The sequence below is a fragment of the Providencia hangzhouensis genome (assembly GCF_029193595.2).
Lineage (GTDB): Bacteria > Pseudomonadota > Gammaproteobacteria > Enterobacterales > Enterobacteriaceae > Providencia > Providencia hangzhouensis.
This window is the reverse complement of the sequence record NZ_CP135052.1, coordinates 4443138-4464163: the sequence shown is the minus strand read 5'-3', so window position 1 is coordinate 4464163 and position 21026 is coordinate 4443138. Positions and strand designations below refer to the sequence as shown.

The window sequence follows — 21026 nt, the reverse complement described above, 5'->3', positions numbered from 1 at the left end:
GCTTTGAATATAGATAAATAATCATCAACGAGGAGAATGACCAATGAAAGCCTATCAGCGCGATTTTATTGAACTTGCCATGAAAAAACAGGTACTTAAATTTGGTGAGTTTACGCTGAAATCAGGTCGTAAAAGCCCTTATTTTTTCAATGCGGGGTTATTTAATACAGGGCGTGATCTGGCACTTGTCGGTCGTTTTTATGCACAAGCATTACAAGATAGTGCAATTGAGTGTGATGTCATCTTTGGCCCTGCGTATAAAGGGATCCCTATCGCAACGACGACGGCGGTAGCACTTTCTGAACACCATGACATCGATATGCCATATTGCTTCAATCGCAAAGAAGCTAAAGACCATGGGGAAGGTGGCGTGTTAGTTGGGAGTCCTTTGAAAGGGCGTGTTGTGGTAGTTGATGATGTCATTACTGCAGGAACGGCAATTCGTGAGTCAATGGAAATTATTAAACAACAACAAGCGACGTTGAATGGTGTTTTGCTATGCCTTGATCGCCAAGAAAAAGGCAAAGGTGACATTTCAGCAGTGCAAGAGGTTGAGCGTGATTATGGCTGTAAAGTTTACTCAATTATTACCATGAGCGATTTAATCACTTACCTCTCTGAACAGGAAGGTATGCAGGAACATTTAGCGGCTATGAAGGCTTACCGCGAACAATACGGAATCGAGTAAAAAAAGCCCTCGCCCAATGATGGGCGGGGTGAGTAGTATAAACAATCGGTTATTGTAACTGAGCTAGAATTAAAGGCCAGCGCGATTCAAACTCGACGGTTGGCCGATAACGAAACTCAGAACGTACAAAACGTGAGAGCATCCCTTCACAAAAGGCTAATAACTGAGAAGCAAGCAGTGACTCATCATGAATAAACCCATGACCATCACGTATTTTTTTCTCTTTTAACACCTGTCGCAATTGCGATTCTATACGTTCAAATAATTGATTAATACGATCTTGAAGCCTATCTTGCTCAAACATCAGAGCGTGGCCCGTCATTATACGCGTTAGCCCAGGGTTTTTCTCTGAAAAACCAAGTATTAGCGCTAGTATTAGTTTAATTCTAATTATCGTATCTTTTTCATCACTTAAAATCAGATTAATGCGCGAAACCAATGAGTCTTCAATAAACCCAATGAGGCTATCGAACATTTTCATTTTACTCGGAAAATGACGATACAGCGCAGCCTCTGATACACCAACCGTAGCAGCAAGTTTTGCTGTTGTAATGCGTTGGCTACCATCACTACTTTCTAACATTAACGCAAGAGCCTGTAAAATCTCATCACGTCTGTTACGTTTTTGTGTTGTCGCTTTTTCTGCCATGTCTAATAAGACCCCTGCTAAAACAGCAAAACAAACTATCCAAAATTTTGCTCTTAGTAAAGAGACTTACAAAGCAAAATGGATTTAAAAAATGTTTAAAATATAAGTAATGTTGAGCAAGTTTCCTGAAAGAAAATATGCGGCTGATTGTTTTTATTCATAAAGATAGAACCTAATTCAGGTTCTATCTAGCATATTTGTTATCAGGATATTCTATTTATTGACGGCCGGAATGGCCGAAACCGCCAGCCCCACGCTCTGTTGCGTCAAAATCATCAACAATATTAAATTCCGCCTGAACAACCGGGACAAATACCATTTGAGCCATACGTTCACCGGGTTCAATAGTAAAAGTTTTATCACTACGGTTCCAGACAGACACCATAAGTTGCCCTTGATAATCAGAGTCAATGAGCCCAACTAGGTTACCAAGTACGACGCCATGTTTATGTCCTAAACCTGAACGAGGTAAGATGACAGCAGCAAGGCTTTCATCAGCAATGTGAATGGCTAAACCCGTTGGAATAAGTTCTGTTTGACCTGGCGCCAGATCGATAGGTGCATCAAGGCATGCACGTAAATCTAAACCAGCAGAACCTGTAGTGGCGTAGGCTGGTAGAGGAAATTCATTACCGATACGGCTATCAAGGATTTTTAGGTCAATTTTTTTCATAACGTTGAAGTATCTCGTCAAGTAAATAGTGGCTTAATTCGTTTTTATTGCAGTGAGGCAAACGTGTATCACTGTTAGCATCAAAAATATGTAACGCGTTGTTATCGCTATTAAATCCGTTGTCTGCTAGTGAGACGTCATTGGCACAAATGAGATCGAGTTGTTTTTGCTGTCGTTTTTGGCGTGCGTATTCTTCCACATTTTGGGTTTCAGCTGCAAACCCAACAACATATGGCCTATTGTGTTTTAGGTTGCCGACACTAGCCACGATATCTGGATTTTTGATAAGTGTAATCGAAACTTCATCACCTTGTTTTTTTATTTTATTTTCAGCAATGTTTTTTGCTCGGTAATCTGCAACTGCGGCGCAACCAATAAAAATATTTTGCTCTGTAATGGTTTGATGAACTTGCTCATACATTTCTAGGCCGCTCGTGACATCAATCCGCTTAACCCCTTCAGGTGTTTCAATATTTACAGGGCCCGCAATCAAAGTGACGTCAGCACCACGTTGACTGGCTGCCTTAGCAATGGCAAAACCCATTTTCCCCGAACTATGGTTGCTGATGAAACGAACGGGGTCGAGTGCTTCCCGTGTTGGGCCAGCAGTGATCATTAATTTGATGCCTTGTAAGTCGAGTTTAGGGGTAAAAAACTCACTGGTTAGACGAACAATTTCTAGTGGGTCAATCATGCGACCAGGACCAATATCACCACAAGCTTGGCTACCTGCGTCTGGCCCCCAAATCATACATTGGCGTTGTTGCAATTTGATTAAATTTTCTTGTGTTGCTTTTGCTTTGTACATTTGTTGGTTCATTGCTGGCACAAGTGCAATCGGTGCAGCGGAAGCAAGACAAACTGTTGTGAGTAAATCATTTGCCATTCCTGCACTGAGGCGAGCAATTAAATCCGCAGTAGCAGGCGCTAGAATAATGATATCTGCCCACTTAGCGAGTTCAATATGTCCCATAGCAGCCTCAGCGGCTGGGTCAAGTAAGTCATCGGAAACAGGATGCCCTGAAACGGCTTGCAAGGTTAAAGGTGTAATAAAGGCTTTTGCACCTTGAGTCATCACAACACGCACAATCGCACCTTTATCGCGCAAACGGCGGGTAAGTTCAGGGATTTTATAAGCGGCAATGCCCCCACTAATACCAATAACTATCTGCTTACCTAATAGTGATAGTTGATTCATTATTTTTATCCAATTCGGTCAACATGGGAGGCATATTACCACAGAGAAGCTAGAGGTGGCGCGCTCGATTTTTCGTCACAGTACTATTTTTGCGAAGCGCTACGCAAACCCATATGTGAGGGGTTGTGAATGTTTTTTAGGCTAGATAAAAAGGATGCAAGGGATTTAGGGACAAAGAATATGATGAGTGAACATCTAGATTTACCACCAAGAGAAAAGCTACTCGCATACGGGGCGGCTGCGTTATCTGATGCTGAGCTACTCGCTATTTTTTTGCGTACAGGGAGCCAAGGTGAACCTGTTTTGCAGCTTGCGAAGCGTTTAATACAGGAGTTTGGTTCAGTGTATTTGCTTCTACAAGCAGACTACGAAAAACTAAAACACTGTAAAGGAATGGGGAGTTGTAAATTTACCCAACTACAGGCCGTCAGTGAACTAGCTCGACGCTTTTTCTCTGAACAATTTTTATATGAAGATGTGATGACTGGGCCTGAACAGTTGAAAGCAAAGTTGTTGGATTTATTTGCAGGGCAAGAGCGTGAAGTTTTTGTCGTGATATTTTTAAATAATAAAAATCAAATTATTTGCCATGAAGAGTTGTTTAAAGGTACTTTGAACAAAGTTGAAGTCCACCCTAGAGAAATTATTCGCTTTGCCATAAAAATGAATGCGAACGGCATTATATTAGCCCATAATCATCCATCGGGTAACCCAGAACCCAGCACTGCGGATAGGCAAGTGACAGAGCGAATCCAGCGAGCTTGCGCTATTATGGGGATTAAACTACTTGACCATTTTGTCGTCGGGCATAAGCAATGTGTCTCATTTGTAGAACGAGGGTGGTTATAAAATTATTTTTTTGCCTAAAAAATGACAACTTTCTTTGTGTTGGGCTTGAGTGAAAACGATTGAAAGCGTATACTACGCCACCTTTAAGGATCTTGGGTTTGGCGAGAAGGGCCTATCTCAGTAAATTTTTACGTCTTAGTAAAGTAAATCTTTATTCAGGTATTAACGGTTTTTTCAGTCAATGAAAGTTTGCTGAGATGGGCTCCTAAGCCTGACGAGGCGGCCATACCCAGAACAAAAAAGCTCGAGCTGATTAGATTTTTGGAGAATAGACATGTCACGAGTCTGCCAAGTTACTGGCAAGCGTCCAATGAGCGGTAACAACCGTTCACACGCATTAAACGCGACCAAACGTCGTTTTTTGCCAAACCTGCACTCTCACCGTTTCTGGGTTGAGTCTGAGAAACGTTTCGTAACACTGCGTGTATCTGCTAAAGGTATGCGTGTTATCGATAAAAAGGGTATTGATGCTGTTCTTGCTGAACTGCGTACCCGTGGTGAGAAGTACTAAGGAGCTAAAAAATGGCTAAAGGTATTCGCGAGAAAATCAAGCTAGTCTCTTCTGAAGGTACAGGTCATTTCTATACCACTACGAAGAACAAGCGCACAATGCCAGAAAAACTGGAACTGAAAAAATTCGATCCAGTTGTTCGTAAGCATGTGATCTACAAAGAAGCAAAAATTAAATAATTTTGCTTTCTGCGTTAAAAACTCAGCTTCGGCTGAGTTTTTTTTTACCTAAAATTTGGGTTATCGATGATATGCGCATTCGAAGCTATGACCATTATAATGAAAGTAGTAACATAGAGAGTATTCATTGAATTAATAATGATATTTGTTGTCGAATGACTATTGTCTTTTACATATAGACTTGATTAAGAGTGCCTGGTGAAAAAACAGTTTAAAAAAATTCTTGTGATCAAGATGAGGTTTCATGGGGACATGCTGCTGACAACACCGGTTATCAGCTCATTAAAACACCAATATCCTGATGCTGAAATTGATGTTTTGCTTTATCAGGATACTATCCCTATCCTCTCTGAAAATGCTGAAATTAACGCTTTGTACGGCATGGCAGGGAAAAAAAGTGGTGGGCTGAGTAAAGCATGTAATTTTATTAAATTACTGCTAAAGCTGCGTAAAAATAAATATGATTTAGTTGTTAATCTAGCAGACCAATGGATGGTGAGTGTATTGGTTCGAGCAATTCCTGCTAGTACAAAAATTTCCCATCAGTTTGCCCACCGAGACTCTAAATATTGGTGTAATAGTTTTACGCATTTGACAGAACCTGAAGGCGAACATGTTGTTCTAAATAACCTATCAGTGCTCAAGCCGTTAGAAATAAAAGAACTAAAAACACATCTAACGATGTCTTATTCAGAGCAGGATTGGAAAAATATTGATGAAAGGTTATTAAGCCTTGGTGTCCATAGTAGCTATGTCGTCATCCAACCAACAGCACGCCAAGCCTTTAAGTGTTGGGATAATGAAAAATTCTCAGCCGTCATTGATGCATTGCAGTCTCGGGGTTATCAAGTGGTTTTAACTTCGGGGCCGAGTAAAGAAGATTTGGAATGTATCAGTGATATTGCAAATGGCTGCCGAACAAAGCCCGTTACTGAGCTTGCAGGGAAAACTTCATTTCCTGAGCTAGGCGCATTGATTGCTCATGCCGCTTTATTTATTGGTGTTGATTCGGCACCAATGCACATTGCTGCTGCAGTTAAAACGCCAATAGTGTGCCTTTTCGGTGCGACAAATCATATTTTTTGGCGGCCTTGGAGCGATAATGTCGTTCAGTTTTGGGCGGGTGATTATGAAACTATGCCACCGAGAGAAGAGCTAGATCGTGATAAAAAGTATTTATCCATTATTCCAGCTTCTGATGTAATTAAAGCAACAGAGAAAATGTTGCCGATGAATATTCGCTCTATGATGACAAGGTATTAACATGAATCTGGCATTTTGCTTATATAAATACTTTCCGTTTGGTGGGTTACAGCGGGATTTCCTACGTATTGCAACTGAATGCCAGTCACGTGGTCATCACGTCCGTGTTTATACCCAATCATGGGAAGGTGATAAGCCTAGTGGTTTTGAAATTATTATCGTGCCGGTAACTTCAAAGACGAATCATGGGCGAAATGCACAATATTGCGACTGGGTGTTAGCTCATTTAAAGCAGCATCCTGCTGAGCGGATAATTGGTTTCAATAAAATGCCAGGGTTGGATGTTTATTATGCAGCTGATGTCTGTTATGCACAAAAAGTCGCTGAAGAAAAAGGGTTTTTGTATAAGCTGACACCTCGCTATAAACACTATGCCGCATTTGAAAAAGCGGTTTTTGCAGTGGGGAAACCGACACAGCTATTAATGTTAACGCCACATCAAATTAGTCATTTTAAAAAGCATTATGGAACTGAAAATGAGCGTTTTCATATGCTACCTCCCGGTATTGCCCAAGATAGAAAATATGATAAACAAATTGCTGACGCCAAAAGAGTTTATCGTGAAAAAAATCAAATACCTGAATCTGCATTTTTAGTATTGCAGGTAGGCTCTGACTTCAAACGTAAAGGTGTTGACCGGACCATAAAAGCCATTGCGGCGTTGCCCGAAGACATTAAGAAAAACACGTTATTGATGGTAGTTGGCCAAGATAAACCGGTGAAATACCAGCAGTTAGCGAAAACGCTAGGAATCGGCTCACAAGTCTCTTTCTTTAGTGGACGTAATGATATTGCAGAATTAATGGCAGCAGCCGATATATTAATGCATCCAGCTTATCAAGAAGCCGCAGGTATCGTGTTATTAGAAGCGATTACTGCAGGTTTACCGATTATTGTCACAGAAGTATGTGGATATGCTTCATTTATTAGCCAAGCTCAATGCGGTATTGTGGTAAACGAACCTTTTGAGCAAACCGTTTTAAACGTGGCTTTAGAAAATAGTTTAAAAAGTCCGGCTCAATTAGCACAATGGGTAAGTAATGCGCGCTATTTTGCGGATACAGAAGATTTGTATAGTTTACCAGAAAAAGCCGCAGATATTATTTTAGGGGGAAGCAAATGATTGAGTTAAAAACCCCTTTTAGTGAATTATGGAAAAATAAAGATCCCTTTATCGAAGCTGATAAGTTACAAGGTGAAGTTTTTCGTGCGTTAGAGACACGTAAAACGCTGCGTTTTGAACTTGAAGGGCGTAGCTATTTTATAAAAATTCATTATGGGACTACACTGAAAGAAGTCCTTAAAAACTTATTATCTTTTCGGTTGCCGGTATTAGGGGCTGATAGAGAGTGGAATGCTATTCATCAACTTACCCAAGTTGGAGTGGATACTATGAATGGCCGGGCGTTCGGGCAAAAAGGGGTTAATCCTCTTCGTCGCCACTCCTTTATTATTACTGAAGATTTGACCCCGACGGTGAGTTTGGAAGATTATTGTGCAAATTGGTTAGATAACCCGCCAACTTTCAGTACCAAGCAAATGATTATTCGTCGGGTCGCGAAAATGGTGCGTAAAATGCACGCAACGGGTATTAACCATCGTGATTGTTATATTTGCCATTTTTTACTGCATTTGCCATTTACGGGAAATGAAGAGCAGCTAAAAATATCGGTTATTGATTTGCACAGAGCACAACTCAGAAATTCTGTTCCAATTCGTTGGCGAAATAAAGACTTAATTGGTTTATATTATTCATCATTAAATATTGGGCTCACTCAGCGTGATGTTCTTCGTTTTATGAAAGTCTACTTTGGCTTATCGCTACGAGATATTTTGCAACAGGAAGCGTCATTGATCGCTAAAGCGGAAAGCAAAGCTGCACAAATTAAAGAACGTACAATTAGAAAGTCATTGTAAGTCAAAGAAAGAAGAGAGATATAAATGTTCTTCAATAAAGAAAATGCGGTTACACAACAAATTGATTTATCGTCATCTGATGCGATTGTTAATAATGATAGCTTACATATTTCCTATGGGATTGACCGTAATTTTCTATATGGTTGTGGGATCTCGATTGCTTCTTTATTGAAAACCAATCCTGATATCTCTTTTTCATTTCATGTATTTACTGACTATTTTGATGATGAGCAAAATAAATTATTTAAACAGCTCGCTGAGCAATATAAGACGAGTATTAAAGTTTATTTAGTTGACTGTGAACAGCTTAAATCGCTTCCAAGTACCAAAAATTGGTCATATGCAACTTATTTTAGGTTTATTATTGCGGACTACTTTTCAAACCAGTTAAATAGAATGATCTATATGGATGCAGATATTATGTGCCAAGGAACGCTGCAGCCATTGCTAAATATTCAATTTAAAGATGATGAAATCGCTGCTGTTGTGCCTGAAAGGGATCGCAATTGGTGGCAAAAAAGAGCTGATGCTCTAGGAGTCCCAAGTATTGCTTCGGGGTATTTTAATGCAGGGTTTTTAGTTTTAAATTTAGTGAATTGGTCAAAATTTGATATCTCAACTAAAGCAATGGATTTACTTTCCCAAGATGCTGTGAAAGCAAAATTATCCTATTTAGACCAAGACATTTTAAATATGCTATTAACAGGGAAAGTCATTTACCTTGATGGCAAATATAACACTCAATACAGCATCAATTATGAGCTGCAAAAAGGCAAAAAAGAAAACCCAATCACGCCTGAAACGGTATTGATTCATTATATTGGCCCAACTAAGCCTTGGCATGAGTGGGCGAATTATCCAACAGCTCAACCCTTTATTAGTGCAAAGGACGTATCGCCTTGGAAAGATATTCCATTACTGAAGGCTAAAAGCAGTAATCATTTGCGTTATTGTGCGAAGCATATGTTTAACCAAGGAAAGGTTTTCTCTGGGATAAAAAATAATCTCCAGTATTTCTGGGTTAAACTAAGTTAAATAATAATTGGGTAAGTTATGTCTTTTTTAGAAAGAAATGAAAGTATTCTCTCAAAGTATAACAAGACTTTGGTACTAATTTTTGTTGTTCTTTTTTTTGTAGAAAATGTAACGAGATATAAGCATATTCTGTTCTATTTGATGATAGCGACATCTTTGGTTTATCTATCCTTAGATACAAAAAAAGTGTTGGAAAAATTAAATAATAAGCTATTATATTTGGTTGGTGCTTTTTCTGTCTTTCTTTATATATCAGTAACTTATTCGGACATACCAAGTGTATCGATTAAGACCCTCAACAATAATTTATTAAATTATGGAATACTAAGTTTATCTCTTTTATTGCCGATTATTTTATATAGAGAAAGCCTAAAAGATATTTCAAAACTATTATTAACGAGTTTTACTGCATCGTTAGCCTTAGTTTTACTTGTTGAGTTATACCGCTACTATATAGCTTATCAGCAGGATATCTTGCCGTTTACTACCTATGATTTTAGGCATGTTTCGGATGCGTTAGTTTTTTTCTTTCCAATACTTCCTATTCTTTGGTATTTATTGCCTAAATCTAAAATTATTTATTTCTATATTTTAAGTATTGTATTTCTGTTTGTTTTGCTTGGAACGCTAGCTCGGGGGGCATGGGTTACAGTTGCAGCCGCTGGGTTATTATTTTTATGTTTTAAACGACCCTGGAAGCTAATTGGGGTTGTATTATGCCTTTCATTAGTTTCACTTATTTCAATTAAACTAATTTATCCAGAAACAAGTAAAAAACTATTTTATAAGCTGGAGCAGACAGATAGCTCTCACCGTTATACTAATGGAACCCAAGGAACCGCTTTTGAGCTTATACTAGAAAACCCAATTATTGGCTATGGGGTTGGTGATGAAATTTATCATGAGAAATACAACAGTGTAGTTAAACATTATCCTGAATGGGTCGCTAGATACTCTATCGGTCCCCATAATATTTGGCTTTATATTTGGTTTGGTGCGGGTATTGCAGGGTTAGCGATATTTAGTGCGGTATTTTTGTCAATGTGCTATTCCTCAATGCAAGGGATTAAAAATAGGTCTGATGAACCGGAAATTTACTTTTCCTTCATTGCATTGTTGTTAAGTCTTATTGGCTTTTATCTGGTTCGTGGAATGTTTGAACAAGTCGACCTTAAACCCTTAGGTGTTCTTTTGGGTTTTTTAATCGCTATGATGGGGCATAGTTCAACCAAGCAGAAGAGAGTGTGCCATGAATAACTTGATAACAAATAAATATCTGCTAAATGAGGGGGCTAATGCTAGTAATACCTCTTTACCATGTCTTGATGTTATTTATGGTTCGGATGAAAACTATCAGTTTGGTGCGGGTGTTTCAGCGGTCTCTTTACTTATTAATAACCCAAATACGTTCTTCAGATTTCATTATTTTTTAGATAAAGCCCGCCCTAGCTTTTTAGATAAGCTGAAGGTTATTTCTCATCAGTTTCCAGCTGAATTTCATATTTATGAATTGGATAATCAATTACTAAAAACATTACCAGTTTCTGATATTTGGTCCTCAGCAATGTATTTTCGGTTAGTTGCTTTAGATTATCTCTCGAAAGATTATGATTTTGCTTTATATTTGGATGCGGATGTTATCTGTAATGGCCAATTGAATTTGGCGGCTGATTTAATTAAAGATAAAGTATGTGGTGTTATTGCCGATAACATTGGCGTAAGGACAAAAAGTGAAACACGGCTTCACATTCCAAAGTTAACTGAGACCTATTTTAACTCGGGTGTAATGTTTGTGAACTTAAAAGAATGGCACGAAAAACGAATTACTCAGCAATGTTTCGAATTGTTATCTGCAGAAAATGCGAAACAACGGTTTAAATACCCAGACCAAGATGTATTAAACCTTATTTTAAGAAATGACCTGATACTACTTAATCAGAAGTTTAATACGGTTTATACACTAAAAAATGAACTGTATGACCGAACCCATCAAAAATATCAAACTATTATTACACCCGAAACAGTTTTAATTCATTACACGGGTGTGAGTAAGCCTTGGCATAAGTGGGCGAACTATCCTTCTTCTCAGCCTTTTTATAAAGCATTAGCACAATCACCTTGGACAAAGGATGATTTAAAACATGCCACTAAATTTGTTGAAAGGAAAAAAGAATATAAGCACCTATTAAAGCGAGGTGCTTATTTATCAGGTATTTTGTCGGGCATTTGCTATTTGTTTGAAAAATACGCAAAAAAAAGAAAATAATATGATGATTAATAAAATTATCTTAACAGTTTCCCCTATATTTTCTATACCGCCTAAAAGTGCGGCAGCAATTGAATCGTGGATGTACAACATCGCCAAACGATTAGACATTGAAAACCGAATCGTTTGTATACGAAATGATGGGTATAGCGCTCATTCTGTTGTTAATAAGTATTGTGAAATTGAGCGTATTAAGTTTGGAAAAGTGTATACAAGACTATTTAAGAAATGGACAAGGTTAGATCCATATTCTTATGCCGATAGAATTGTCAAAATTAAACACCAATTTTCGCCAAACCCGAATGAAAGTGTTATTTTTGTTCACAATCATATTAAATCCTTCAAAAAAATAATTAAGAAAGAAGGACATAATAATGTTGTGTTACACATGCATAATTTGTACGAGCCTAAAGATGTCCCTGAAGACATAAAAATCATTGTGCCAAGCCATTTTATGAAAAATTGGTATAGAGAACGTTTACCAAATGCGCATATTGAGGTGGTCCGTAATGGGTTTGATGGTGAAATTTATGCTCAGCCTCCAGAGGTCAAACGTGAGGATTTTGGGTTAACAGCGGAAGATAAAATTGTTTTATTTGTTGGACGAACTGCTAAAGGCAAAGGGCTGCTTGAATTAATGCGAGCATGTCAAGTTTTATTTAAAGCGGATCCTAACTATAAACTTGTCATTGTGGGAGACCTAAATACGACAGCAAAAGGTGAGTTGGCGCAATATCAAAACGAAGTAAAAAATTTTGCAAAAATTTTGGGTGAGCAGTGTATTTGTTTAGGTGAGGTTCATCCTGAAAAAATTAGACACTATTATGCTCTCGGGGATGTTATTGTCGTTCCTTCTATTGAGCCAGAATCATTTTGTATGGTTGCACTTGAAGCAATGGCTTCTGGTCGTCCTGTGATAGCAAGCCAGCGAGGGGCAATGGTGGAATTTATTTCCCATAATGAAACTGGGTTTATTTTCAGGGAGCCGCTTTCGCCTTTAAGTATGGCTGAGGATATTACTAGTGCATTAGAGCACCCAGATAGTCAAAAAATAGCCTATCATGCCAAAAAACATGCTTATGATAATTTCACTTGGGAAATTGTTAAAGATGAGCTCATGAGGGTGATTGCAAAATGGTATCCCTAAGCAAAAAATGTGAGTTTATATATGCCAGAACTACCAGAAGTTGAAACCAGCCGCCGTGGAATAGAACCACATTTAGTCGGAAATACAATCTCTTACGCAGTTGTACGCAACAGTCGATTACGTTGGCCGGTCAGTGAACAAATTAAAAGCTTATCAGATGAAGCGGTTCTGAGTGTCCAACGTCGGGCCAAATATCTACTGATTGAATTGCAAACAGGTTGGATTATTGTTCATTTGGGAATGTCTGGTAGTGTGCGTATTTTGACCGAAGAATTACCTGAAGAAAAACATGACCATGTAGATTTAGTTATGCGAGATGGCAAAGTGCTGCGCTATACGGACCCTCGTCGTTTTGGCGCATGGCTCTGGTGTGATGATTTAGAAAACAGTTCGGTACTTGCACACTTAGGACCTGAGCCATTATCAGATGCCTTTAATCCCCAATATCTTTATGAATTAGCGCAAAAGAAAAAAGTGGCCGTTAAGCCGTGGTTAATGGATAACAAAGTGGTTGTTGGTGTGGGTAATATTTATGCCAATGAAGCATTATTTGCGACGAAAATATCACCTGAAAAAATCACTAATACATTAACATTGGCTGAAATTACTGAACTCGTGCAACAGATCAAAAAGGTGTTACAACGCTCCATTGAGCAAGGCGGCACGACACTAAAAGATTTTTTACAGTCGGATGGTAAGCCGGGTTACTTTGCCCAAGAATTGTTTGTTTATGGGAAAAAGGGGGAACCCTGCTCAATGTGTGGTACGCCAATAGAAAGCATTAAACAGGGGCAACGCAGTACTTTCTTTTGTCCGCAGTGTCAAAAATAGTGCGTTTTACTATTTTTTATTGAGTTTCTTTAACATTGCCTCAGCAACCACTGGGGGTAGGAAAGACGAAATATCACCATCGTGAAGGGCAACATCTTTGATTAAAGAAGAAGAAACAAAGGACAAACTTTGCGATGGTAATAAAAATACGGTTTCCAAGTCAGGAACAAAATGGCGGTTCATATTCGCTAATTGCCACTCATATTCGAAATCAGCCACAGAACGAACGCCACGAATAAGAATATTAGCGCCATTTTTTTGTGCAAAATTAGCCATCAATTCAGAAAACCCAACAACTTCAACATTATCAAGGTGAGAAGTTACTTCTTTAGCAAGGGCAACACGCTCATCAAGGGAAAACATCGGGTTTTTTCGTTGGCTATTTGCAATAGCCAACAAGACATGGTCAAACATTGCTGCTGCTCGGGTAACAATATCAACATGTCCTGATGTCACAGGGTCAAACGTACCAGGGTAAATAGCCTTATGTTTCATGGCGATAGTATCTCGTTGTTTGTATTTTCTATTCGAAAAAATAGCATGAATAAGCGCTAACATTATCGGCTATCTAGCATGGTTGCAACTGTAGATAAGATTTTACTGCTATTTTTAGGTGCATATTCTGCACACTTTTATCTGAGCTTTATGGTAAGATAGCGCCAATTTTGGTAAGTGAATCAGATCGAATGTTATTGCTGCGTTTATATCAGGTACTTCTTTATCTTATCCAGCCATTTATATGGGTTCGCCTATTGCTGCGCAGCCGTAAAGCGCCTGCGTATCGTAAACGTTGGGGCGAACGTTACGGCTTTTGTGCAGGAAAAGTAAAACCTCAAGGCATTTTATTACATTCAGTTTCTGTCGGGGAAACTCTTGCAGCCGTTCCACTAGTCCGTGCACTTCGCCATCACTATCCGTCTCTGCCAATTACAGTAACAACAATGACGCCAACTGGCTCAGAGCGTGTTCTTTCTGCATTTGGCGACGATGTTGACCACGTCTATTTACCTTATGACCTCCCTGGTTCTATGCGTCGTTTCCTGAAACAAGTCGACCCAAAACTTGTGATCATTATGGAAACTGAATTATGGCCAAACATGATTAACCAATTGTATAAACGTAAAATTCCATTGGTTATTGCAAATGCGAGACTTTCTGAGCGCTCTGCTGCTGGGTATCAAAAGCTCGGTAGCTTTGTGAAACGTATGCTACGTAATGTCACTATGGTCGCAGCACAACATCAGGAAGATGGTGAACGTTTCGTTCAATTAGGGTTGCGGCGGATGCAATTGAGTGTAACAGGGAGCCTGAAGTTTGATATCTCTGTAACGCCTGAATTAGCTGTCAGGGCAATAACTTTACGCCGCCAATGGGCAGCACATCGCCCAGTTTGGATAGCGACTAGCACTCATGAGGGTGAAGAAGCCATTGTTTTAGAAACACATCAACAGTTATTAAAACGATTTCCTGATCTATTATTAATTTTAGTACCGCGTCACCCTGAACGCTTTGCAAAAGCGGAAGAATTAACTCAAAAAGCCGGTTTAACGTTTATTCGTCGTAGTGCCAATACGATCCCTACTGCAGATGTCCAAGTGGTGATTGGCGATACCATGGGCGAATTGATGTTGCTATATGGAATTGCGGATATTGCCTTTGTTGGGGGAAGTTTGGTCGAAACTGGGGGGCATAACCCACTCGAAGCCGCAGCCCATGCGCTACCTGTGTTAATGGGGCCTCACACATTTAATTTTAAAGATATTTGCGGAAAACTGACTCAAGCAGATGGCTTAATTACGGTGACAGACAGTGAATCTATGGCTCAAGCCGTGACGAGTTTGCTTTCTGATGAAGATTACCGGTTATATTATGGACGTCATGCCGCCGAAGTTCTTCATGAGAACCAAGGTGCCCTTCAAAGATTATTAAAACTATTGCAACCCTATTTGCCTCCGCGAGAGCAATAATGCCAAGTAATGTCTTTTTTTGAATATTAACTTGAACATTACAACAATAGATTGTGAATATTTTCTGGCACATCCTAGTATTGCATTTAAACTATAGTACACTGCCTCGTTTATTATAGAGTCATTCGATTTGGTTTATTACTATTAGAGTAGTATCCAAATGGAATGTTGGAACTTTTGCTTATCTTTCTAAGACTATATGCCAGCCATTAATCAATCAATTTCAAATAAATATGTTTATGTATGGGTCATAAGCTATGCCATAGTTTGGATCTTAGCGAGTTTTTATTTCGACCCTACCGTACCTTATGACACAGTAGAAGCAGTGAATTGGGGAATGAATGGGGAGTGGGGATCACCTAAAAACCCATGGTTTGTTGGTGTAATGATGTGGCCTGCAATTTACCTCGATATCCCCTATAGTTTTTATTGGTATTTTAGTCATTTTGTGGGTATTGCATTTGGCTTACTTGGGGTATGGAAACTAGCCTTCCGTTTAACTGGGCGTCGCGATTTCGCTTGGTTTGCAATGCTAATGTTGAATTTATCAGGTGTCATTAATTTCGATATCATTCCTTATAATGATAACTATATTCTAGTGACATTATGGCCTTGGGTTATTTATTTCTTTTTACGTGCGGTTGATGATAACCCAGTATGGTGGTTACCATTTGCCTTATTTGCAGGCCTTGCAACAATGGGGAAATACTCAACATTGGCGCTAGTTGGGTCTGTTTTCTTGTTAACTATATTTGTGAAACAGGTTCGCCAAAGTTACCGTCATCCTGTTTTTTACCTTGCGATTGCATTGTGGTTTGCTTTGGTATTGCCAAATTTCTTTTGGTTGATGGCAACGGACTTTTCGGCTTTCAAATGGGTGGATTCACAAATCGACCCTGGGTTTAATCTTCACACCACACAAGCGGCACTAAGCGTGTTTTACCCATTAGTGATTGCGGCGATTGTCGTTTATAGCTGTGGTGGAAAGCTAGGGTGGCCTAAAGCGTTGCCTAACCGCATGGCTAACTTCATTATTTTATTTCCATTAGTGGTGATATATGGCTGGTTCTCTTTCCACGATGGTGGTCGAATAACTGAATGGCTGCAGCCATTTATGGCTATCAGCGCACCGCTATTTGTTGGCTCAATAATAGAAATGCCAAGAAAACCGTTTAAGAAGTCATTAGTGGGTTTTGCAATTTTTGGTGTTTTAGTGGTAGTTGGTTATATTACCGTTCAGGCTGCGAATATTCGTGGAGCGGGGCAAAAATTTATTGGTGTTAAAACCTTAATTGCAGATGGGGAACAGCGTTGGTATGAACGTTATAACACACCTGTAAAATATGTCGGTGGCGAAGATAATCAGTACCAATGGTTTATTATTTATGGCAAGGACAGGCCACACGTCATTCAGCCTTGGTCTATGGAAAAGCATATGCCACCGAATGTGTATAACCGTGAGATTACGGAAGCTGAAATTCGTCAACATGGTGCTTTATTACTGGGTAAAAAATACGATGATTGCGCCCATGAAAACTTTGCTAAGGTTCGTAAGTTCTGGCCACAGTTTACGATAGAAAAAGAAGATGTGATTTATCGTTCTGAGCCAGATGCAGAACCTGAAACCATGTGCTTTGGGTTTATTGCGCCTCAGTAATTGAAAAAGTAGGTATATATTTTTGTATGTATCTACTTTTATCTTAAATGCTTTAATTTTGTTTTATTTTCTATAGTATTAGCTGAAAGGTATTAGAATGTATAGCTCTCTCTACTCGCATCAAGGGTTCTATGTTAAAATGTCGCAAAATAATAGGTAGGGAAAAATGATGCAGTTATTCATTTGTATGACTATTTTACAGCTAAGAATAGTAGGCAAGCTATTAGAAAAAAAAGAAAATAAAGATTCAGCTGTCTTATTTTTAGGTGATTTGAATAATACAAAAAATCAGTTTTTTTTAGAGAAGTATATCAACAATAAGTGTGTTGTTTGTTTATACGATTTGAATAAATTTAATCCACAAAGGCCTTTTAAAACATTTAAAAGGGACTTGTATGCTAAAGATGTTGTAAAAATTCTTCCGACTAAAAATTATGATTGTGTCTACCTAGCAAATGTTGACGTTACGCTAGTACATCATATCCTTTCTAAAATAGTTTACCAAAGAATTCGTACATTTGATGATGGCGCTTTTAACTTGCTTAACGAAAGACGAGTGGTAAAACCTTCATTATATAAAAAATTGACGCATTATTTTCAGGGTAGGCATCTTCATGAATATGATTTAATTAAAAATACTGAGTTGCACTATACAATTTTTAAACAGCAAAGAGATAATACGGAGTATATTCCCTTTATTAATTGTCCTCAAAAGGTAGAACAACGCAATAAGGTATCTATTCTTTTAGGTACAGTTTATGATGAGATTAGCAATGACGTCCCCGCACTATTGTCTCAGTTAGATAACTTCATAATAAATAGAGAGATACAATATTATATCCCTCATCCTAGAGATTTAACTAATTACTTTTCAGATATTGAATATATAAATTCACGTCAATCAGCGGAAGATATCATAATAGATCTGATTGAACAGGGAGCTTTCGTTGAAATTTATGGTTTTTTTAGTACTACTCAGTTTATTTTAAGTTCAAGTGATGCGGTAAAAAACTATACTTTCCGCTTCGCTAGTATGGATAACGGTTTTGAGCGGCTTGAGTCGGCGCTTGCTCAACATGCCGTGAATTTTATAACAGTAGATATTTCAAAATAAACTGATTAGTCGTGAATAAACTTCTTTTGGATTGATATCGGCCATTATTTTATTTTGTGATATCAATTCACGCTGCCCTTGCCCATATCCTCCAATCAAGCCGGGATCAGTGGGGCCAAACAGGGTAAAATTGGGTTTATCAAGCGCGGCTGTTAAATGGCTAAGCCCAGTATCGACAGAAACCACGGCTTTAGCATTAGCAATTTGCTGTGCAACTTCGGCTAAAGTAAGTTTAGGTAAAACCTCTACAAAATCAAAGTCTTTTGCTAATCGCTCTGCGCGCTGTTGCTCATGAGGTGCTCCCCACGGTAATTTGATTTTGATACCACTCCCAGCCATTAGCCCGATGAGTTCTCGCCAATTTTTTTCAGGCCAGTGCTTATCATCACGGGTGGTTGAGTGCAGGAAAATGACATAAGGGCTTTGATGCTCTTCTGTTGACTGCAAAAAGTGGCGAGCAATTGCGTAATCCCCTTGCTGTGTTGGGCAGGCGTAACCAAGACTCTTGGCAAATAACTGGCGAATACGTTCAACGGCATGTTGTTGCTTGCTGATTGCATAACGATGGTCATAAAAGAAGCTGGCTAATGGTTCGCGAATACTATGGCGGTCATAGCCATGTTTATCGCCATGAGCTAAGCGGGTGACAAGAAAGGCACTCTTCAATAACCCTTGCGCATCAATGATTGCGTCATAATGTGTTGCTTGTAATTTCTTGCGAAATTCTGCACGTTCGGCTCTGATCGGTGCAGAAAACCAATTTTTACGCCAGCGACGAATAGCCACAGGGATCACTCGGTTAACGGCACTATGCCATGTTGGAATTTGTGCAAAGCCTTCTTCAACGACCCAATCGAACTGGATATCGGGTATGGCTTGTTGTGCATCGGTCAGCGCAGGTAATGAGTGTAAAATATCTCCCATTGAAGATGTTTTGACTAATAATACTCTCATCATTCAATACCTATATTTAACCGAGCTAACGCATCGATAACTAATTGGGGTTGGATATCAATCAAACTTTGGTGATAACCACTTTCACCGTCACCTTTACGCACTTTGTGGTACCCCGTAATTAGGCGGATCACTTCTGCTTTATCTGATAATGGCGGTGTAAAGTCAGGGCTACTTGGGCCATATAAGGCGACAAGAGGTTTACCTAGCGCTGCCGCGACATGCATCAAACCCGAGTCATTACTGACAACTGCAGTACAGGCATCGATTAGATTAACGGCTTGTTCTAAAGATGTTTTTCCTGAAAAATTATGGCAATGCAATTTAGCATCATCGGTCAGCTCTAAACGAATGGCTTCACCCGCTTCGTGGTCTTTTTGTGAACCAAATAGCAACACTTGATAGCCTTTTTGGCTAATGAGTGTTTGAGCAAGAGAAGCGTAGTGGTAGTGGGGCCAACGTTTGGCGGGCCCAAATTCTGCGCCTGGGCAAAAACCAATAACAGGGCGAGAACCTTCAACCCCAAAGGTTTGCAGAGTTTCAGTGACTTCTTGCGGTATAGTCACCAGTTTAGGCGGTAAAATAGGTGTCGGAATATCAGCAGCTGATCGAATAGTTTGCTTATCATAAGCAAGCGCAACATACCGCTGCACCATTAAAGGAAAAGCGTCTTTATTGAGTGGGCGAATATCATTGAGTAGACCATAGCGCATTTCACCACGCCATCCCGTTCTTTTGGGGATTTTTGCGAAGAAAGGCACAAGTGCAGACTTTAAGGAATTGGGTAACACAATCGCTTGGTCATAGCCATTTGCCTGCAAACTTTGGCCTAATCGACGACGTTCACCAATTTCCAGTGCACCATGCCCAAGAGGCATAGGAATGGCTTCGCTAACTTCAGGCATTTTGGCGAGTAAAGGACGGCACCATTGTGGCGCCATCACGTCAATCTGTGCATGGGGATGTAAAGCCTTGATCGTGCGATAAAGGCTTTGTGACATCATCATATCCCCTACCCATGAAGGGCCGATCACCAATATTTTCATAAATGATTTTTCAGAAATAAGCGTTACGCGTCTTTATTGAGCAAGTGCATATATTCGGTGACACCTTCTGCAACCGTTTTAAATGGTGCAGTATAGCCAGCGGCACGTAGCTTAGTGAGGTCAGCTTGGGTGAAGCTTTGGTAACGACCTTTTAATTTTTCAGGGAACTCAATGTATTCGATGGCCACATTTTTATCTTTGTGGAATTCAGTGACAGCATCAGCAACAGCTTGGAAAGATTCTGCACGTCCTGTACCACAGTTAAAAATACCTGAAACATTATTTTCCCAGAACCATAAATTGACTGCAGCCACATCACCCACATAAATAAAGTCACGGCGGAAAGTATCGCTACCTTCGAACAGTTTTGGGTTTTGCCCTTCATTAATTTGTTTATTTAAGTGATAAGCAACGCTTGCCATGCCGCCTTTATGGTCTTCATTTGGCCCATAGACATTGAAATAGCGGAAACCACAGACTTGTGAGTCCGCTTCTGGCAGAATTTCACGCACATATTGGTCAAATTGGAATTTTGAGTAACCATAGACATTCAATGGTTTTTCGAATTGGCGTTCTTCAATAAAGTTATCACTGCGGCCGCCATAGGTTGCTGCGGAAGAAGCGTATAAGAACGGGATTTCACGGTCTAGACAATAGTGCAGTAGCTCTTTCGAGTACTGGTAGTTATTGTCCATCATATATTTACCATCCCATTCAGTGGTTGACGAGCAAGCGCCTTCATGGAATACCGCATCGACATCACCGAAATCATCACCCGCAATGATGCTGCCAATAAAATCTTCTTTATCTGCATAATCCGCAATATCAAGGTCAACAAGGTTAGCGAATTTAGTGCCGTCTTTCAGATTATCAACGACTAAGATATCTGTACGGCCGATTGCGTTTAGGGCTTTAATAATATTGCTGCCAATAAAACCAGCTCCACCAGTGACTATGATCATTGGGTATACCTCAAATGGGTTAAGAAAATAGAATCGTAATTGGTGACTATAATAACATCTCTTGGCGCAGACGGTAGCATTGATAGAAGAGAATTGAGCTGACACTTAAATGAGAACAAG

22 protein-coding genes are annotated in these 21026 nt (G+C 39.4%); 15 read left to right on the top strand and 7 right to left on the bottom strand.

Annotated features, from left to right (window positions below; genetic code table 11):
• Positions 1-43: 43 nt before the first annotated feature.
• Positions 44-688 carry an orotate phosphoribosyltransferase gene (pyrE, locus tag PZ638_RS20530; protein WP_004265110.1) on the top strand — a complete coding sequence of 215 codons (645 nt, stop codon included), beginning with the start codon at positions 44-46 and terminating at the stop codon, positions 686-688.
• 49 nt (positions 689-737) lie between these two features.
• On the opposite strand, the gene slmA is transcribed toward pyrE, so the two are convergent.
• The 3 genes from slmA to coaBC form a co-directional block, all read right to left on the bottom strand.
• Positions 738-1337, bottom strand: a complete 600-nt coding sequence (slmA, locus tag PZ638_RS20525) for a nucleoid occlusion factor SlmA (protein WP_004265112.1) — start codon at positions 1335-1337, stop codon at positions 738-740.
• A 217-nt stretch (positions 1338-1554) separates the two neighbouring features.
• Positions 1555-2010: a dUTP diphosphatase gene (dut, locus tag PZ638_RS20520; protein ID WP_094962911.1), complete on the bottom strand. Its 456-nt coding sequence runs from the start codon at positions 2008-2010 to the stop codon at positions 1555-1557.
• The gene (gene coaBC / locus PZ638_RS20515) at positions 1997-3208 is read right to left on the bottom strand and encodes a bifunctional phosphopantothenoylcysteine decarboxylase/phosphopantothenate--cysteine ligase CoaBC (RefSeq protein ID WP_094962912.1); all 1212 of its coding nucleotides are present in this window, start codon (positions 3206-3208) and stop codon (positions 1997-1999) included. The genes dut and coaBC overlap by 14 nt, the downstream gene beginning before the upstream one ends.
• 183 nt (positions 3209-3391) lie before the next feature.
• Here coaBC and radC point away from each other — a divergent pair, with 183 nt between their 5' ends.
• The 11 genes from radC (at position 3392) to mutM (ending at position 13206) form a co-directional block, all read left to right on the top strand.
• Complete coding sequence (gene radC / locus PZ638_RS20510) at positions 3392-4057, top strand: RadC family protein (RefSeq protein ID WP_094962934.1); 666 nt, start codon at positions 3392-3394, stop codon at positions 4055-4057.
• Positions 4058-4331: 274 nt separating this feature from the next.
• The gene (rpmB, locus tag PZ638_RS20505; protein ID WP_004265123.1) at positions 4332-4568 is read left to right on the top strand and encodes a 50S ribosomal protein L28; all 237 of its coding nucleotides are present in this window, start codon (positions 4332-4334) and stop codon (positions 4566-4568) included.
• 11 nt (positions 4569-4579) lie between these two features.
• Positions 4580-4747, top strand: a complete 168-nt coding sequence (gene rpmG / locus PZ638_RS20500; protein WP_004265124.1) for a 50S ribosomal protein L33 — start codon at positions 4580-4582, stop codon at positions 4745-4747.
• A 198-nt stretch (positions 4748-4945) separates the two neighbouring features.
• Positions 4946-6010, top strand: a complete 1065-nt coding sequence (gene rfaQ / locus PZ638_RS20495; protein ID WP_144140344.1) for a lipopolysaccharide core heptosyltransferase RfaQ — start codon at positions 4946-4948, stop codon at positions 6008-6010.
• Between the two features lies 1 nt (position 6011).
• Entirely contained in the window at positions 6012-7133 is a 1122-nt protein-coding gene (locus tag PZ638_RS20490; protein ID WP_144140346.1) for a glycosyltransferase family 4 protein, read from the top strand.
• Positions 7130-7927, top strand: a complete 798-nt coding sequence (rfaP, locus tag PZ638_RS20485) for a lipopolysaccharide core heptose(I) kinase RfaP (RefSeq protein WP_004265130.1) — start codon at positions 7130-7132, stop codon at positions 7925-7927. Before PZ638_RS20490 ends, rfaP begins: the two co-directional genes overlap by 4 nt.
• Positions 7928-7951: 24 nt before the next feature.
• Positions 7952-8962 (top strand): lipopolysaccharide 3-alpha-galactosyltransferase, encoded by a 1011-nt coding sequence (waaO, locus tag PZ638_RS20480; RefSeq protein WP_206277544.1) that lies wholly within the window; start codon positions 7952-7954, stop codon positions 8960-8962.
• Positions 8963-8980: 18 nt separating this feature from the next.
• Positions 8981-10219 carry an O-antigen ligase RfaL gene (gene rfaL / locus PZ638_RS20475; protein ID WP_272674429.1) on the top strand — a complete coding sequence of 413 codons (1239 nt, stop codon included), beginning with the start codon at positions 8981-8983 and terminating at the stop codon, positions 10217-10219.
• A complete protein-coding gene (locus PZ638_RS20470; RefSeq protein ID WP_206277878.1) occupies positions 10212-11228 on the top strand; it encodes a glycosyltransferase family 8 protein in 1017 nt (338 codons plus the stop codon). Before rfaL ends, PZ638_RS20470 begins: the two co-directional genes overlap by 8 nt.
• Position 11229: 1 nt before the next feature.
• Positions 11230-12375 (top strand): glycosyltransferase, encoded by a 1146-nt coding sequence (locus PZ638_RS20465; RefSeq protein ID WP_241098288.1) that lies wholly within the window; start codon positions 11230-11232, stop codon positions 12373-12375.
• A 21-nt stretch (positions 12376-12396) separates the two neighbouring features.
• On the top strand, positions 12397-13206 hold the full coding sequence (mutM, locus tag PZ638_RS20460) for a bifunctional DNA-formamidopyrimidine glycosylase/DNA-(apurinic or apyrimidinic site) lyase (protein WP_004265140.1): 810 nt from the start codon (positions 12397-12399) through the stop codon (positions 13204-13206).
• Between the two features lie 9 nt (positions 13207-13215).
• Here the strand turns inward: mutM and coaD are convergent, their stop codons facing one another.
• Positions 13216-13701 (bottom strand): pantetheine-phosphate adenylyltransferase, encoded by a 486-nt coding sequence (gene coaD, locus PZ638_RS20455; protein WP_036959128.1) that lies wholly within the window; start codon positions 13699-13701, stop codon positions 13216-13218.
• Between the two features lie 191 nt (positions 13702-13892).
• Here coaD and waaA point away from each other — a divergent pair, with 191 nt between their 5' ends.
• The 3 genes from waaA to PZ638_RS20440 all read left to right on the top strand — a co-directional run bounded on the left by waaA (position 13893) and on the right by PZ638_RS20440 (position 17944).
• Positions 13893-15173: a lipid IV(A) 3-deoxy-D-manno-octulosonic acid transferase gene (gene waaA / locus PZ638_RS20450; protein ID WP_004265144.1), complete on the top strand. Its 1281-nt coding sequence runs from the start codon at positions 13893-13895 to the stop codon at positions 15171-15173.
• A 199-nt stretch (positions 15174-15372) separates the two neighbouring features.
• Positions 15373-16830, top strand: a complete 1458-nt coding sequence (locus tag PZ638_RS20445) for a glycosyltransferase family 39 protein (protein WP_206277877.1) — start codon at positions 15373-15375, stop codon at positions 16828-16830.
• 166 nt (positions 16831-16996) lie between these two features.
• On the top strand, positions 16997-17944 hold the full coding sequence (locus PZ638_RS20440; RefSeq protein ID WP_272674425.1) for a glycosyltransferase family 52: 948 nt from the start codon (positions 16997-16999) through the stop codon (positions 17942-17944).
• On the opposite strand, the gene rfaC is transcribed toward PZ638_RS20440, so the two are convergent.
• The 3 genes from rfaC to rfaD are packed head-to-tail and all read right to left on the bottom strand — an operon-like array spanning position 17936 to position 20906.
• Positions 17936-18898 carry a lipopolysaccharide heptosyltransferase RfaC gene (gene rfaC, locus PZ638_RS20435; protein WP_206277856.1) on the bottom strand — a complete coding sequence of 321 codons (963 nt, stop codon included), beginning with the start codon at positions 18896-18898 and terminating at the stop codon, positions 17936-17938. The genes PZ638_RS20440 and rfaC overlap by 9 nt on opposite strands.
• Positions 18898-19944 carry an ADP-heptose--LPS heptosyltransferase RfaF gene (rfaF, locus tag PZ638_RS20430; RefSeq protein ID WP_094962923.1) on the bottom strand — a complete coding sequence of 349 codons (1047 nt, stop codon included), beginning with the start codon at positions 19942-19944 and terminating at the stop codon, positions 18898-18900. The genes rfaC and rfaF overlap by 1 nt, the downstream gene beginning before the upstream one ends.
• Before the next feature lie 23 nt (positions 19945-19967).
• On the bottom strand, positions 19968-20906 hold the full coding sequence (gene rfaD, locus PZ638_RS20425; protein WP_110592789.1) for an ADP-glyceromanno-heptose 6-epimerase: 939 nt from the start codon (positions 20904-20906) through the stop codon (positions 19968-19970).
• Positions 20907-21026: the final 120 nt, after the last annotated feature.